This window comes from Nocardioides alpinus, assembly GCF_900112035.1.
GTDB classification, from domain to species: domain Bacteria; phylum Actinomycetota; class Actinomycetes; order Propionibacteriales; family Nocardioidaceae; genus Nocardioides; species Nocardioides alpinus.
Genome location: NZ_FOKC01000009.1, coordinates 1 through 15,665 on the forward strand (window position 1 = coordinate 1; position 15,665 = coordinate 15,665).

The 15,665-nt window shown below is 70.7% G+C and carries 13 protein-coding genes and 1 rRNA gene; 7 read left to right on the top strand and 7 right to left on the bottom strand.

Going from position 1 to position 15,665, the window contains the following annotated elements; all coding sequences use genetic code 11:
* Window positions 1–267 precede the first annotated feature (267 nt).
* From rrf to BM127_RS16285, 3 genes are all read left to right on the top strand, one after another.
* Window positions 268–385 (top strand): 5S ribosomal RNA (gene rrf, locus BM127_RS16275).
* A 112-nt stretch (window positions 386–497) separates the two neighbouring features.
* Window positions 498–1,529, top strand: coding sequence for a hypothetical protein (locus BM127_RS16280; RefSeq protein WP_091200195.1), 1,032 nt, complete (start codon window positions 498–500; stop codon window positions 1,527–1,529).
* A gap of 150 nt (window positions 1,530–1,679) precedes the next feature.
* A complete protein-coding gene (locus tag BM127_RS16285) occupies window positions 1,680–2,207 on the top strand; it encodes a DUF3145 domain-containing protein (protein WP_443678020.1) in 528 nt (175 codons plus the stop codon).
* 39 nt (window positions 2,208–2,246) lie between these two features.
* Here BM127_RS16285 and BM127_RS16290 read toward each other — a convergent pair whose 3' ends face one another.
* The 6 genes from BM127_RS16290 to BM127_RS16315 all read right to left on the bottom strand — a co-directional run bounded on the left by BM127_RS16290 (window position 2,247) and on the right by BM127_RS16315 (window position 8,855).
* On the bottom strand, window positions 2,247–3,677 hold the full coding sequence (locus BM127_RS16290) for an acyl-CoA carboxylase subunit beta (protein WP_091200197.1): 1,431 nt from the start codon (window positions 3,675–3,677) through the stop codon (window positions 2,247–2,249).
* A 79-nt stretch (window positions 3,678–3,756) separates the two neighbouring features.
* Window positions 3,757–5,007 (bottom strand): beta-ketoacyl-[acyl-carrier-protein] synthase family protein, encoded by a 1,251-nt coding sequence (locus BM127_RS16295; protein ID WP_175507427.1) that lies wholly within the window; start codon window positions 5,005–5,007, stop codon window positions 3,757–3,759.
* An 86-nt stretch (window positions 5,008–5,093) separates the two neighbouring features.
* Complete coding sequence (locus BM127_RS16300; RefSeq protein ID WP_056599877.1) at window positions 5,094–5,339, bottom strand: acyl carrier protein; 246 nt, start codon at window positions 5,337–5,339, stop codon at window positions 5,094–5,096.
* Between the two features lie 66 nt (window positions 5,340–5,405).
* Window positions 5,406–6,419 carry a beta-ketoacyl-ACP synthase III gene (locus tag BM127_RS16305; RefSeq protein WP_091200200.1) on the bottom strand — a complete coding sequence of 338 codons (1,014 nt, stop codon included), beginning with the start codon at window positions 6,417–6,419 and terminating at the stop codon, window positions 5,406–5,408.
* Complete coding sequence (locus tag BM127_RS16310) at window positions 6,416–7,603, bottom strand: acyltransferase domain-containing protein (RefSeq protein ID WP_091200202.1); 1,188 nt, start codon at window positions 7,601–7,603, stop codon at window positions 6,416–6,418. The genes BM127_RS16305 and BM127_RS16310 overlap by 4 nt, the downstream gene beginning before the upstream one ends.
* A gap of 79 nt (window positions 7,604–7,682) precedes the next feature.
* Window positions 7,683–8,855, bottom strand: a complete 1,173-nt coding sequence (locus BM127_RS16315; RefSeq protein WP_091200204.1) for a PucR family transcriptional regulator — start codon at window positions 8,853–8,855, stop codon at window positions 7,683–7,685.
* Between the two features lie 166 nt (window positions 8,856–9,021).
* Between BM127_RS16315 and BM127_RS16320 the strand changes: the two genes are divergently transcribed.
* Complete coding sequence (locus BM127_RS16320) at window positions 9,022–10,008, top strand: alpha/beta fold hydrolase (protein WP_231263236.1); 987 nt, start codon at window positions 9,022–9,024, stop codon at window positions 10,006–10,008.
* Between the two features lie 101 nt (window positions 10,009–10,109).
* Here the strand turns inward: BM127_RS16320 and aceE are convergent, their stop codons facing one another.
* Window positions 10,110–12,893, bottom strand: coding sequence for a pyruvate dehydrogenase (acetyl-transferring), homodimeric type (gene aceE, locus BM127_RS16325; RefSeq protein WP_198554366.1), 2,784 nt, complete (start codon window positions 12,891–12,893; stop codon window positions 10,110–10,112).
* A gap of 161 nt (window positions 12,894–13,054) precedes the next feature.
* Here aceE and BM127_RS16330 point away from each other — a divergent pair, with 161 nt between their 5' ends.
* Genes BM127_RS16330 through BM127_RS16340 form a run of 3 tightly spaced genes read left to right on the top strand, consistent with a single transcriptional unit; the run spans window position 13,055 to window position 15,593 of the window.
* Entirely contained in the window at window positions 13,055–13,483 is a 429-nt protein-coding gene (locus tag BM127_RS16330; RefSeq protein ID WP_269800900.1) for a DUF3052 domain-containing protein, read from the top strand.
* Complete coding sequence (locus BM127_RS16335; protein WP_091200208.1) at window positions 13,480–15,123, top strand: AMP-binding protein; 1,644 nt, start codon at window positions 13,480–13,482, stop codon at window positions 15,121–15,123. The genes BM127_RS16330 and BM127_RS16335 overlap by 4 nt, the downstream gene beginning before the upstream one ends.
* A complete protein-coding gene (locus tag BM127_RS16340; protein WP_091200210.1) occupies window positions 15,120–15,593 on the top strand; it encodes a peroxiredoxin in 474 nt (157 codons plus the stop codon). Before BM127_RS16335 ends, BM127_RS16340 begins: the two co-directional genes overlap by 4 nt.
* Window positions 15,594–15,665: the final 72 nt, after the last annotated feature.

Below are 15,665 nucleotides of genomic sequence, written 5' to 3' on the forward strand. Positions count from 1 at the left end.
CCACAGAACATGGGGTTGATAGGCCGGAGGTGTACAGCAGCAATGCCCAGCCGACCGGTACTAATAGGCCGAGGGCTTGTCCCAACACCGTACAAAACCACACAAGCACCCATGCTTGAAGTCTCCTTGTACAACGCGCATACGTAACGAACACCCACACAGACAAGATCTATCTGTTGTTCGCGTCCACTAAGCAGTTCCCAACCAACACACCCAACCCCCGAGCAACACCCGGGGGCGAGGCAGATGTGTAGTGGTTGAAAGAGTTACGGCGGCCATAGCGAAACGGGAAACACCCGGTCCCATACCGAACCCGGAAGTTAAGCCTTTCAGCGCCGATGGTACTGCAACCGAGAGGTTGTGGGAGAGTAGGACGCCGCCGGACATACATTGGGCAGAGGCCACCAGATATCTGGTGGCCTCTGCGTTATTTCACGGCACGAGTGAGTACCGTGGCCTCATCACGGGGCCGAAGCGTCAAGAAGGGAAGTGCGGCTGTGGCCGAGGACCGTCGAGGACAGCGTCCGGCACGAGGTGGCTCCAGCGCGGGACGAGGCAGCTCGGCCAGTGGCCGGAGCGGTGCTCCCTCACGTGGGGGCTCGTCGGGCTCGCGCGGCAGCGACTCCCGAGGTGACGCGCGCGGAACCTCCCGTGGCGACTCGCGCGGTGGGGCGCCCTCGGGCGACTCCCGTGGTCGCGGTTCGCGCGATGACCAGCCGCGAGGCAAGGGTGCACCCTCGCGAGGCGGCTACCAGGGCGGGAAGGGCGGTCCGGGCTCCAAGTCCGGCTCCCAGGAGCGTGGCTTTCGTGGCCGCGGCGAGGAGCAGCAGCCCCGTACGGCGAGCCAGGCGGAGTACGACGGCCCGGAGCTGCCCGAGGACATCACGGGCGCCGAGCTCGATCGCGGTGTCCGCGCCCAGCTCAAGGGCCTGCCCGAGAAGCTGGCCGCCCGGGTCGCGCGTCACCTCGCGGCCGCCGGTGTACTGATCGACGAGGACCCGGAGACGGCCTACCAGCACACGCTGGCCGCCCGCGCCCGGGCGTCGCGCCTGGCAGTGGTCCGCGAGGCGACCGGTGAAGCCGCGTACGCAGCCGGCCACTACGCCGAGGCGCTGGCCGAGCTCCGTGCCGCGAAGCGGATGAACGGCGCCACCGACTACCTGCCCATCATGGCGGACTGCCACCGTGCGCTCGGCAACCCCGAGCAGGCGATCAAGCTGGCCAAGAGCCCGTCGGTCTCCAACTTCAGCACCGAGGCGAAGGCAGAGATGACGCTGGTCGAGGCCGGTGCCCGGCGCGACATGGGTCAGCTGGATGCGGCCCTGCGGACGCTCGAGCTCGCCCCGCTGAACTCCAAGAGCCGGTCGGCCTGGGCGGTGCGCCTGCGCTACGCGTACGCCGACACCCTCGAGTCTGCTGGACGTGAGTCGGACGCCCTGGCGTGGTTCCACCGCACGCACGCCATCGACTCCGAGGAGCTGACGGACGCCGCTGAGCGCGCCGACCTGCTGGAGCGCAAGCAGTCCTGACCCGGAAGGGCCCGTCGCGCTGGCGTTCGGGCGCCCCATGGGTCACAATGGAGCCACTAATCACATACGTGTCACTCGACTCGCGTTGAGCAACGACGACAGACCGCTGGGGAAGGCGCATCTGGAGCGTCGGAACTCAAGGAGGTCGTGGTGACCACACGCATTGCTTCCCGCCCGGACGGTCCGGGGACGCGGGGCATTCTCTACGTGCACTCTGCTCCCTCTGCCCTCTGCCCTCACATCGAGTGGGCCGTGGGCGGAGTCCTCGGAGTTGCCGTCTCGCTCGACTGGACGCCGCAGCCTGCCCAGCCGGGGTCGTACCGCGCTGAGCTGTCGTGGAGCGGCGTCGCAGGCACGGCCGCCGCCGTGGCGTCGGGCCTGCGCGGGTGGAACCACCTGCGCTTCGAGATCACCGAGGAGCCGACCAGCTCCACGGAGGGCACCCGCTTCTCGTGCACCCCTGACCTGGGCATCTTCCACGCCATCACCGGACCGCACGGCGACATCCTGATCCCCGAGGACCGGCTCAAGGCCGCCGTGGTGAAGGCCGCGCTGGGTGACACGACGTTGCTGCTCGAGATCGACCAGCTGCTGGGCAAGCCGTGGGACGACGAGCTGGAGACCTTCCGGCACGCCGGCGACGGGGCGCCGGTGCGCTGGTTGCACCAGGTGGTCTGAGCCAGCCTCCCCGCACGGAGCAATCAGGGGCTGGTCGGCTCAGAGCGGGATGTTGCCGTGCCGGCCGCGTCGTACGCCGACGGTGTCGATCTCGTGGCGCATCCCCTCGGCGATGGCGCTGCGGGTGCGGGTCGGCTCGACCACCTCGTCGACGACGCCGATCTCGACGGCCTTGTCCACACCCCCGGCGATCCGCTCGTGCTCGGCGGCGAGCTCGGCCTCGACCTGGGGGCGGATCTCGGGTGAGACCTCGGCGAGCCTGCGTCGGTGGAGCACGCGGATGGCTGCCACGGCGCCCATCACGGCGACCTCGGCTCCGGGCCACGCGAAGACGCGGGTGGCGCCGAGGGAGCGTGCATTCATGGCGATGTAGGCGCCGCCGTAGGTCTTGCGGGTCACCAGGGTCACCCGCGGCACCACGCACTCGCCGAACGCGTGCAGCAGCTTGGCGCCGCGGCGTACGACGCCGTCCCACTCCTGGCCGACACCCGGGAGGTAGCCCGGCACGTCGACGAGGACGATCAGCGGTACGCCGAAGGCGTCACACATCCGGACGAAGCGGGACGCCTTCTCCGCGGACAGCGAGTCGAGGCAGCCGCCGAGCCTCAGTGGGTTGTTGGCCACGACGCCGACGGTGCGGCCTCCGAAGCGACCCAGGGCAGTGACGATGTTGGGGGCCCAGCGGGCGTGCAGCTCCTGCATGGTGCCCTCGTCGAGCACGCCGTCGACGAGCGGGTGCACGTCGTAGGCACGCTTCTTGGACTCGGGCAGCAGTGCGCCGAGGTCGCGGTCCTCCACCTCGTCGGCGGCGAGGCTGCCCTGCGACCCGAGGAGCGAGGCGACGGTCCGGGCCTTGTCGAGGGCGTCGCGCTCGGAGTCGGTGAGGATGTGGACGACGCCCGAGCGACGGCCGTGCGGCTCGGGGCCACCGAGTCGCAGCATGTCGACGTCCTCGCCGGTGACGGAGCGGACGACGTCGGGACCGGTCACGAAGATGCGACCCTCGGGACCGAGGATGACGCAGTCGGTCAGCGCCGGACCGTAGGCGGCTCCGCCGGCTGCGGGGCCGAGGACGACGGAGATCTGCGGGATGACACCGGAGGCCTGGGTCATCACCTGGAAGATCCGGCCGACGGCGTGGAGGGACAGCACTCCCTCGGCGAGCCGGGCACCGCCGGAGTGCCAGAGGCCGATGATCGGCACGCCGTCGGTGATGGCGCGGTGGTAGGCGTCGACGACGACGCGGCAGCCGACGTCACCCATCGCGCCACCCATCACGGTGGCGTCGCTGCAGAAGGCGACCACGGACGTGCCGTCCACCCGACCGACTGCGGCGAGCATGCCCGAGTCGTCGTCGGCGGTGATCAGCTCGAGGGTGCCCTCGTCGAGCAGCGCGGTCAGGCGGAGCACCGGGTTGCGAGGGTCCTCCTCACGCGGCAGCTTGACGGGCTTGACGGCGGTCGCGGTCATGGGTGGTCCTTCCGGGGTCCCCGCGGAGCTGTTCCACGGAGGGGCGAAGCGGGGGAGCGGGAGAACTCCGCGAGGTGTCTCAGACGCTCCCGAAGGCGACGGCGACGTTGGCGCCACCGAAGCCGAAGGAGTTGTTGAGCCCCACGATGTCGCCCTGCGGGAGGTCACGTCGCGACGTCGGGATGTCGAGGTCGACCTCGGGGTCCAGGTGGTCGAGGTTGATCGTCGGCGGGCTGACCCGGTCGCGCAGCGCCATGACGGTGGCGATGGCCTCGAGGGCCCCGGCGCCGCCGAGGAGGTGACCGGTCATCGACTTGGTGCTGGTGACGACACAGCGGTCGACGTGCTCGCCGAGGACGGCGTGCAGCATCAGACCCTCGGCGATGTCGCCCTTGGGCGTCGAGGTGGCGTGGGCGTTGACGTGGACGACCGTCGCGGGATCGACGTCGCCCTCGCGGAGCGCCATCTTGATCGCGCGGGTGCCGCCGCGACCCTCGGGGTCGGGCTGGGCGATGTCGTGGGCGTCGTTGCTGATGCCGGCGCCGAGCACCTGGGCGTAGATCGTGGCGCCACGGGCGCGGGCGTGCTCCTCGGACTCGAGGATCAGCACGGAGCCACCCTCGCCGAGGACGAAGCCGTCGCGGCCGGTGTCCCACGGGCGGGAGACGGTGGTCGGGTCGCCGCCGTCCTCGCTGCCGGTCTTGGACAGCGCCATCATGTTGGCGAACGCGGCCATCGGGAGCGGGTGGATCGCGGCCTCGGTGCCACCGGCGATCACGACGTCGGCACGACCCAGGCGGATCAGGTCGATGGCCATCGCGATGGCCTCGTTGCCCGAGGCGCAGGCCGACGTGGGCGCGTGGACAGCGGCGCGGGCTCCGTACTTGAGGCTGACGTTGGCAGCCGGGGCGTTGGGCATGAGCATCGGCACGGCGAGGGGGGACACCCGGCGGGCGCCCTTCTCGAGCAGCGTGTCGTAGTTGGCGAGCAGGGTGGTGACACCACCGATGCCCGAGGCGAGGCACACGCCGAGGCGTTCGGGCTCGAGGCCGGAGCCCTCGAGGCCGGAGTCGGCCCAAGCCTGGTCGGCGGCGACCATGGCGAACTGGCTGGAGCGGTCGAGGCGACGGGCCTTGACCCGGTCGAGGATCTCCGAGGGCTCGACGGCCACGCGGCCACCGATCTTCACCGGGAGCTGGTCGACCCAGTCGTCGGTGAGGTGCCTGATGCCGGAGGTGCCGGCGAGCAGCGCCTGCCACGTGGTGGGGACGTCCCCACCGACGGGGGACGTGGTGCCGAGGCCGGTGACGACTACGCGGGTCGAGGGCATCAGGGTGGTTCCGTTCTCGTGAGGGTGGGGTGGGGCTGGTCACGGGTGGCCGGCGCTCAGCAGGCCACCCGTGACGTGTGCGGGACTCAGCCCTGCGAACGCTCGATGAAGGCGACGGCGTCGCCGACGGTCTTGAGGTTCTTGACCTCGTCGTCCGGGATGGTCACGCCGAACTTCTCCTCGGCGGCCACGACGACCTCGACCATGGAGAGCGAGTCGACGTCGAGGTCGTCCACGAAGGACTTGTCCAGCTGGACGTCGTCGGCGTCGACGCCGGCGACCTCGTTGACGATGTCGGCGAGGTCCGCGCGGATTTCTTCGGTGGTGGCCATGGGCCTTCCCTTCTTCTTGGGTGTGCTGCTTGGGGTGGTCTGGTGGTGAAGCGTAGGTGGAGCGGGCTAGGGGACGGTGACGACCTGGGCGGCGTAGGACAGTCCGGCGCCGAACGCGATGAGCAGGGCCGTGTCGCCGGACCGGGCCTCGCCCTCGGCCATCATCCGGTCGAGCGCGAGCGGGACCGACGCGGCGGAGCTGTTGCCCTGGTCGGCGACGTCGCGGGCGATGCGTACCGTGCTGGGCAGCTTCATGGACCGCGCCATCGCGTCGATGATGCGCATGTTGGCCTGGTGGGGCACGAAGACGTCGAGGTCGTCGAGGGTGACGCCGGCGGCGTCCAGGGCCTGCTGGCCGATCTTGGCCATCGCGAAGGACGCCCAGCGGAAGACCGGGTTGCCCTGCATGGTCAGGTGCGGCATCACGCCGCTGCCGGGCACCTCGGGACTGCCGACCACGTCGCGCCAGTCCTCACGCTGCCGGATGAGGTCGAACTGCTCACCGTCCGAGCCCCACACCACCGGTCCGATGCCGGGGGTGTCGCTCGGACCGACGACGGCGGCGCCGGCACCGTCGGCGAAGATGAAGGCGGTGCCGCGATCGGTGAGGTCGAGGATGTCGGTGAGGCGCTCGACGCCGACGACCAGGACGTAGCGGGCGCTGCCGGCGCGCACGATGTCGGAGGCGAGCGCGATGCCGTGGCAGAACCCCGAGCACGCGGCGGAGATGTCGAACGCCGCGGCGTGGTCGGTGCCGAGCTCGTGGGCGATCGCGGTGGCGACGGCGGGGGTCTGGAGCAGGTGGCTGACCGTGGCGACGACGACGCAGTCGATCTGGCCGGCCTCGAGGCCGGCCCGCTCGATGGCGATCCTGGACGCCTCGACCGACATCATCTGGACGGTCTCGTCCGGGCCGGCCCACCGGCGGGTCTTGATGCCCGAGCGCTGCTGGATCCACTCGTCGCTGGAGGCGATCGCGTCGACGACGTCGGCGTTGGGGACGAGTCGGACGGGCCGGTAGGCGCCGACGCCCAGGATGGCCGCGTGCGGCGAGCCCGTGGTGGTGGTGAGGCTGGTCATGAGGGGGTCCCCTCCGGGTGCAGTCGGAGCAGGGGTTGGCCGGGGGAGACGAGGTCGCCGTCCTCGACGAGCCACTCGACCACCGAGCCCCCGTGGGCAGCGGTGATGTCGGTGCGGTCCCGCAGGCTGGCGACGGCACCGATGACGGCGCCGGGTGCGAGCAGGTCGAGGTCGGCGGCCTCGGTGGAGATGTGGAACGTGCCCTTGGCGGGGGAGACCACCATCCGCCAGGTGGGGGTGGTCTCGATCTGCGAGGCCTCGCCGTGCTTGTCGCAGAAGTCGCGGGCTGCGTCGAGCTGGTCGGGGGTCTTGAGCGCAAAGGTCTCGACGCCCTTGAGCGCGCGCTTGGCGATGCCGGTGAGCGTGCCGGCCGGAGGCATCTCCAGGATGCCGGTCACGCCGAGGTCGCTCATCGTCTCCATGCAGAGGTCCCAGCGAACGGGGTTGGCGATCTGACCGACGATGCGGCGCAGGACCTCCCGGCCGTCGTGCACGACCTGACCGTCCCGGTTGGAGATGAGCGGGGTGCGCGGGTCGTGGGTGGAGACCGACCGGGCCAGCGAGGACATCCGGTCGACCGCAGGGGCCATGTGGGAGGTGTGGAAGGCACCGGCGACGCTCAACGGCATCAGCCGTGCCTTGGCCGGCGGGTCCTCCGCGAACGCAGCGAGCTGCTCCATCGTGCCGGCGGCCACCACCTGGCCGGCCCCGTTGTCGTTGGCGGGGGTCAGCCCGTGGCGCTCAATCGTGGCGAGCACCTCCTCGCGCTCACCCCCCAGCACTGCGGTCATTCCGGTCGCGGTGGTCGCAGCGGCCTCGGCCATCGCGTTGCCGCGCTCCCGGACCAGCACCATCGCCTGCTCGGCGGTGATCGCGCGGGCGCCGGCCGCTGCGGTCAGCTCCCCCACGCTGTGGCCCGCGACGGCACCGATGCGCGAGAAGGTGTCGGCGGGGTGCGGGAAGACGTCGAGCGCGGCGATGAGGCCGGTGGCGACCAGCAGGGGCTGGGCGATCTTGGTGTCGCGGATCGTCTCGGCATCGGCCTGGGTGCCGTAGTGGGCCAGGTCGATGCCGGCGACGGTGGCCAGCCAGTCGAAGCGCGCGGCGAAGGTCGGGTCCTCCAGCCAGGGCGTGAGGAATCCGGGGGTCTGGGCCCCTTGACCAGGGGCGACGATGACGAGCACGTGACCACTCTGACGGGTCAGGAGGCACCGCCGCGGGTCCGACGCCGACGAAACTCACCCGGTAAACCTTGTAGGTTTCCTACAATTCGGTGCGGCCCGACTGACGGCCGAGGATGAGCGCCAGCTGGAGTGCGAACGCCTCGCGTGGCCGGGTCGGCGACCAGCCGGTGAGCTCGGAGATCTGACGCAGGCGGTAGCGCACCGTGTTGGGGTGCACGAAGAGGGCGCGGGCCGTGCCCTCGATGGACGAGCCGTGCTCGAACCAGGCACCGAGGGTCTCGAGGAGGGTGCCGCGGGAGGCCATCAGGGGGAGGTAGACCTCGTCGACCAGGTGGCGGCGTGCGTGGCCGTCGCCGGCCAGCGCGCGCTCCGGCAGGAGGTCGCGGCTGGCCACCGGGCGGGGTGCGTCGGGCCAGCCGCTGGCGGCGCGGTGGGCCGAGAGTGCCGCACGTGCCGAGGCACTGGCGTGGGCGAGGTCGGCGGTGACGGGGCCGACGACCACCGGTCCGTCGCCGAAGTGGTCGAGGAGCCGGGTCGCGGCCTTGAGCGGGTCGCTCACCCCGCCGAGCACGACGACCAGCCGATCGCCCTGGGTGGCGCAGAGTGCATCCATGTCTCCGGCGCGCGCCGAACGGCGTACGGACTCGAAGACGTCGAGCTCGGCGCGGTGGGGAGGCACGGCGCCCAGCACCACGGCGACGTCGCCGTGCGCGCCCCAGCCGAGCGCACTCGCCCTCGACAGGACGGTCTCGTCGGCCTCGGCGCGGACGACCGCGTCGACGACGAGCGCCTCGAGGCGGGCGTCCCAGGCACCCCGGGACTCGGCGGCGCGGGCGTAGACCGCGGCGGTGGCGAAGGCGACCTCGCGGGCATAGAGCAGGACCGCGTCGTGGACCTCGCCGACGTCCTGCGGGTCGATCAGCGCGTCGATGTTGGTCTCCACGACCCGGATGCTGAGCCGCACCAGCTCCACGGTCTGCTGCAGCGAGATGACGCCGGTCAGCTCGCGCGGCGCGGCGCCGAAGACCACCACGTCGAGGGGGTCGTGGACCGAGGCGTCCACCTCGACGTCGTACCACTCCACGAAGCCGCGGATGCCCGCCTGCACGATCAGGCCCACCCACGAGCGGTCCTCCGCGCTCAGGTCGTCGAACCAGGGCAGGTCGGTCGACATGCGGCCGGTCGCGGCCGTGCTGAGCACCCCGGACGAGTTGCGCAGCGCCTCTGCCGCGCGGCGTCGGGAGGGGGGCATGGCCTGACTCTAGTGCGGTGACGCCCGTAGTGGGATTCCCACGAAGGCCGGGTGAACGTCCGGTGACGAGGGAGAGGTCACGACTTGGCATCGTCGGGAGGCGTGCCAACCGGAGGCCAACGGGGTTCTGGTTGAATCCGGAACCTGTCCTGATCCAGGAGGCCGAGTGGCTCGTCGCAGCAGCCCGCACGTCCGGTACGTCACGGTGCACGGGCACCGGCGCGCGTACGTGCGGATGGGGTCGGGCCCGGTCGTCCTGCTGCTCCACGGCCTGGCCTGCGACCACACGACCTGGAACCCGGTGATCGAGTCACTGGCGCGCACCCACACCGTGATCGCGCCCGACCTGCTGGGGCACGGTCAGTCGGACAAGCCGCGGGCGGACTACAGCGTCGGCGGATACGCCAACGGGATGCGCGACCTGCTCACCGTTCTGGGCATCGACAGCGCGACCGTCGTCGGTCACAGCTTCGGCGGGGGAGTGGCGATGCAGTTCGCCTACCAGTACCCCGAGCGGACCGAGCGCCTCGTCCTGGTGGGCTCCGGTGGGCTCGGTCCCGACGTCACGCCGGCGATCCGCGCGATCACCACCCCCGGCTTCCACCAGATCATGGGGGTGCTCTCGGTCCCCGGGCTGCGCCACGCGACCACCGCCGCGATGCGCGTGCTGTCACGCACCGGGGTGACCCAGCTGCGCGACCTCGACGAGGTCGCCGACATCTACGACTCCTTCAAGGACCCGCGCACCCGCGCCGCCATCCGCCACGTCGTCCGTGCGGTTGTGGACTGGAAGGGGCAGATCGTCACCATGGCCGATCGGGCCTACCTGACCGAGGCGATGCCGATCTGCGTCGTGTGGGGTGCCGACGACCTGGTGATCCCGGTCGCCCACGCCAGCAACGCCAGCGCGCTGGCGCCGACCGCGCGCGTCGAGATCATCCCCAACGCCGGCCACTTCCCCCACAAGGACCACCCCGAGCGGTTCGTGAAGATCGTGCGCGACTTCATCCGCACGACCGAACCGGCGCAGTACGACCGTGAGCGCTGGCGCGAGCTGCTGGACGACGGGGCGGACGCGGTGCTGGCGCAGGCCGAGGCCGGCCGGTCACCCGTGGCCCCGCTGCGGGCCGTACGACGCGCAGCGGGCGCCTAGCCTCCGGGCAACGACTCCGTGAGGCTGGATTCGACAGGCTGGTTTCGACACGCCGTCGCGGCTTCGCAGGTTCAGCCGCGGGCTTGCTCAACCCGACGCCCTCAGGCGTCGCCACCTTCCTGCTTGATGTCCTTGACCGCGGTCGGGTCGTCGATGCGGTAGCGCTGGGCGGCCTCGACGGCCTTCTCGACCGGGAGCTCGCCGGCGTCGGCCAGGGCCTGGAGGGCCTGGACGACGACGCTCTGCGCGTCGATGTGGAAGAAGCGGCGGGCGGCCGGTCGGGTGTCGGCGAAGCCGAACCCGTCGGCGCCGAGCACGCGGTAGTCGCCCGGCACCCAGCGGGCGATCTGCAGCGGGACGGCCCGCATGTAGTCGGACACCGCCACGACCGGACCCTGCGCACCGGCGAGCTTGTCGCGGACGTAGGCCGAGCGCGGCTGCTCGCCGGGGTTGAGCAGGTTCCACTGCTCGGCGGCGGCACCGTCGCGGGCCAGCTCGTTCCACGACGTGACGGACCAGAGGTCGGACTGCACGCCCCACTCCTCGGCCAGGAGGCGGGCGGCCTCCTTGACCCACGGGAACCCGACGCCGGAGGCCAGCAGCTGCACGCGCGGACCCTCGCCGTCGGCGACCGAGACGCGGTGGATGCCCTTGAGGATGCCCTCGACGTCCACGTCGGACGGCTCGGCCGGCATGGAGACGGGCTCGTTGTAGACGGTGAGGTAGAAGATGACGTTCTCGCCATCGCCGTTCTCGCCCCCGGTGCCGTACATCCGCTCGAGGCCGTTCTGCATGATGTGGCTGATCTCGTAGGAGAACGCGGGGTCGTAGTGGACGACCGCCGGGTTGGTCGCAGCGAGCAGCGGCGAGTGGCCGTCGGCGTGCTGCAGGCCCTCGCCCGTCAGCGTCGTACGACCGGCGGTGGCGCCGATGAGGAAGCCGCGCGCCAGCTGGTCGGCCATCGCCCAGATCGAGTCACCCGTGCGCTGGAACCCGAACATCGAGTAGAAGATGTAGAACGGGATCATGTGCACGCCGTGCGTGGTGTAGGTCGACCCGGCCGCCGTCGCCGACGCCATCGCGCCCGCCTCGGAGATGCCCTCGTGGAGCATCTGGCCCTGCGCGGACTCCTTGTAGGAGAGCAGCATCTTGCGGTCGACCGACTCGTACTGCTGGCCGCCGGGGTTGTAGACCTTGGCGCTCGGGAACATCGAGTCCATGCCGAAGGTGCGGTACTCGTCGGGTGCGATCGGCACGAGGCGCTCGCCGATCTCCGGGTCCTTCATCCAGTCGCGGAGCAGGCGGACGACGGCCATCGTGGTGGCGAACTTGTTCTTGCCCGAACCCTGCTTGAGCTCGGCGTAGAGCTCGTCGCCGGGCAGCTTGAGTGCGGTGGCCCGGTTGACCCGGCGGGGGATCGAGCCGCCGAGGGCCTTGCGGCGCTCGAGCATGTACTCGATCTCCGGCGAGTCGGCGCCCGGGTGGTAGAAGGGCGCGCCGCCGGTCTTCTCGTAGGACTCCTCGAGGTCGCGGTCGCTGATCGGCAGGTAGAGCCGGTCGCGGAACTTCTTGAGGTCCGGGAGGGTCAGCTTCTTCATCTGGTGGGTGGCGTTCTTGCCCTCCAGCGCGTCGATGGTCCAGCCCTTGATGGTGTGGGCCAGGATCACGGTCGGCTGACCGGTGTGCTTGCTCGCGGCGTCGAAGGCGGCGTAGACCTTGCGGTAGTCGTGGCCACCGCGGGGCAGCTTCTCGATCTGCGAGTCCGACATGTGCTCGACCATCTTGCGCAGGCGCGGGTCTCCGCCGAAGAAGTGTTCGCGGACGTAGCCGCCGTCCTCGGTGGAGTAGGTCTGGAACTGGCCGTCGGGCGTGGAGTTCATCCGGTTGACCAGCACGCCGTCGACGTCCTTGGCGAGCAGGGCGTCCCACTCCCGGCCCCAGACGACCTTGATGACGTTCCAGCCGGCCCCGCGGAAGTTGGACTCGAGCTCCTGCATGATCTTGCCGTTGCCGGTGACCGGTCCGTCGAGCTGCTGGAGGTTGCAGTTGATGACCCAGGTGAGGTTGTCGAGCTCCTCACGAGCGGCGACGCGGATCGCGCCGAGCGACTCGGGCTCGGCCATCTCGCCGTCGCCCATGAAGGCCCACACGCGCTGCTGGGCGGTGTCCTTGATGCCGCGGTTGTCGAGGTAGCGGTTGAAGCGCGCCTGGTAGATCGAGCCGATGGCGGTGAGGCCCATCGACACGGTCGGGAACTCCCAGAAGTCGGGCATCAGGCGCGGGTGGGGGTAGGACGGCAGGCCGGCGCCCTTGCCGTGCTGGACCTCCTGGCGGAAGCGGTAGAGCTGCTCCTCGCTCAGGCGGCCCTCGAGGAACGCGCGGGCGTAGACGCCCGGCGAGCCGTGGCCCTGGATGTAGAGCTGGTCGCCGCCGCCCTCGTGGTCCTTGCCGCGGAAGAAGTGGTTGAAGCCGACCTCGTAGAGGCTCGCCGAGGACTGGTAGGTGGCGATGTGCCCACCCACCTCGAGGCCCTTGCGGTTGGCGCTCGACACCATGACCGCCGCGTTCCAGCGGATGAAGGCGCGGATGCGACGCTCGGCCTCCTCGTCGCCGGGGAACCACGGCTCGCGCTCGGGCGGGATGGTGTTGATGTAGTCGGTGGAGCGCAGGGCCGGGACGCCGACCTGCTTCTCGCGGGCCCGCTCGAGCAGGCGCAGCATGACGTAGCGGGCACGGTCGCGGCCTCGGTCGTCGAGCATCGCGTCGAACGACGCGAGCCACTCCTGGGTCTCGTCGGGGTCGATGTCCGGCAGCTGGGTGGGGAGTCCTTCGTGAATCACCGACACCTTGGCCGGGTTCTTCGTGGACTTCTCGGCGTCACTCACACGTGCATCGTGTCACGCGAGTCGTCGCGGCGAAATCTACCCATGGGTAGTCCGAATCGTGGCCCGTTGACACGTCTGCGGTGCCCACCGGGCGAGCCGGGGTTGCGGCGTATGCCCAGTTCGGGTGGACTATGTGCAACCGAACATTGGAGGTACGACGCGTGAGCTCGACGGTGGGCGATTCTGCCCAGGCGACAGGAACGGGAGACCGGCTGGGCCTCAAGCCCGGCATGGTGGTCCAGGAGCTCGGCTGGGACAACGACACCGATGACGAGCTTCGCGTCGCGGTAGAGGACTGCATCGATGCCGACATGGTGGACGGCGACTACGGCAATGTCGTGGACGCCGTGCTGCTGTGGTGGCGTGATGACGACGGTGATCTCGTCGACGGCCTCGTGGATGCGTTGACCGATCTCGTGGGTGGTGGGTCGATCTGGCTCCTCACCCCCAAGGTCGGCCGGCCCGGCACGGTCGACGCAGCGGACGTCGCCGAGGCGGCGCCGATCGCGGGACTCTCGCAGACGACGACGGCGGCGGTCAGCAAGGAGTGGCAGGCGACGCGCCTGGTCGCCCCGAAGACCCCCGCGTGACCGGCAGCACCTGGGCGGGCACCCTCGTCTCGAGGGCATCCGGCATCGGTACGACGGTCCGCGTCCTGGGGCGCGCCGGGGTCATCCGGCCCTACGGCCCCCGGACGCTGGCCGCCATCGGCCTCACCGTCCATCGGTGGGGCACGGGGCCGGCCGGCGGCTTCGCGACCCTGGCTGCGCGTTCACCGCACCAGGTGGGCGTCATCGACGAGCTGGGTGAGCTGACCTGGGGCGAGCTCCACCGCCGCTCCAACGCGCTGGCCCGGGCGCTCGCCGAGCGTGGCGTGGGGGAGGGGGACTCGGTCGCGGTGATGTGCCGCAACCACCGCGGTTTCATCGACGCCTCGATCGCGGTGGCCAAGCTCGGCGCCGACATCCTCTACCTCAACACCGCCTTCGCCGGTCCCCAGCTCGTCGACGTGCTGCAGCGTGAGGCGCCCAGCCTGGTGATCCACGACGAGGAGTTCACCGGCCTGCTGGCGGGCGCCGACGTCGAGCGCCGGATCCTGGCCTGGACGGACGGCGACGGCGACGGCGCGACCGGGGAGCGCGAGACCCTCGAGCAGCTGGTCAGCTCCTACGACGAGGGCGACCTGCAGGCACCCGACCGCCACGCCCGCATCGTGATCCTCACCTCCGGCACCACCGGCTCCCCGAAGGGAGCGCCCCGCAAGGAGGCAGGCATCGACGCCGCCGTGTCGCTGCTCTCGCGGATGCCGCTGCGGGCCGGATGGCGTACGCACATCGCGGCGCCGCTGTTCCACACCTGGGGCTTCGCGCACCTCGCGCTGGCGATGCTGCTGGGCTCCACGGTCGTGCTGAGGCGGACGTTCGACCCGGCGGGCGCGCTCCGGACCACCCAGGACGAGCGGTGCCAGTCCATGGTCGTGATCCCGGTGATGCTCCAGCGGATGCTGGCGCTGGACCCCGCCGAGATCGAGGGCATCCACCTCGACCGGGTCGAGGTGGTCGCGTCGTCGGGCTCCGCCCTGCCGGCCACGTTGGCGCAGGCCTGGATGGACCGCTTCGGCGACAACCTCTACAACATCTACGGCTCCACCGAGGTGGCCTACGCGTCGATCGCGACGCCCGAGGACCTGCGTGCCGACCCCACCTCCGCCGGCAAGCCGCCCCACGGCACGGTCGTGAAGATCCTCGACGAGGCGGGCGACGAGCTGGCCCGGGGCGAGACCGGCCGGATCTTCGTCGGCAACGGCCTGCTCTTCGAGGGCTACACCAATGGGGGTTCCAAGGAGGTCGTCGGCGGCCTGATGTCGTCCGGCGACGTGGGCTACTTCGACGGCGACGGGCGCCTGCACGTGGCCGGCCGCGACGACGACATGATCGTCTCGGGCGGCGAGAACGTGTTCCCGCAGGAGGTCGAGGACTGCCTCGTCGCCCACGAGCAGGTCGAGGAGGTCGCTGCCATCGGGGTGCCCGACGACGACTACGGCCAGCGGTTGCGCGCCTTCGTGGTGCGCACCGGCGAGGTGTCCGCCGACGAGCTGCGCGACCACGTGAAGGCCCACCTCGCCCGCTTCAAGGTGCCGCGCGAGATCGTGTTCCTCCAGGAGCTTCCGCGCAACGCGACGGGCAAGGTCCTCAAGCGTGAGCTGGCCGAGCACGAGGGCGACGCATGACGCGCGAGGGACTCTGCATCGGCGACGAGGCGCCCGACTTCGTGCTGCGCGACCAGTTCGGCCAGGACGTGCGGCTCAGCGACTTCCGCGGTCGCAAGGCGGTGGCGCTGATGTTCTTCCCGTTCGCCTTCACCGGCGTCTGCACCGGTGAGCTCGCCGGGGTGCGTGACCGGCTCGACGAGTTCCTCAGCTTCGACACCGAGGTGCTCGCCCTGTCGTGCGACCCGATCTACTCGCTGCGCAGCTTCGCCGAGGCGGAGGGGCTGAACTTCCCGCTGCTCTCCGACTTCTGGCCGCACGGCGCGGTGTCCCAGGCCTACGAGGTCTTCGACCAGGTCAAGGGGGCCCCGCGGCGATCGTCGTACGTCGTCGATCGCGAGGGACGCCTGAGGTGGGCGGTGCACAACGCCAACCCCGACGGTCGTGACCTCTCCGAGCACCTGCGCGAGCTCCACGCGGCCGTGGCCTGAGGCCTCCGTGGGTCGCGGTCTAGACCGCGCGTCCCGAAATTTCAGATTCCTCTGCGGCCCTTGCGGGCTGGT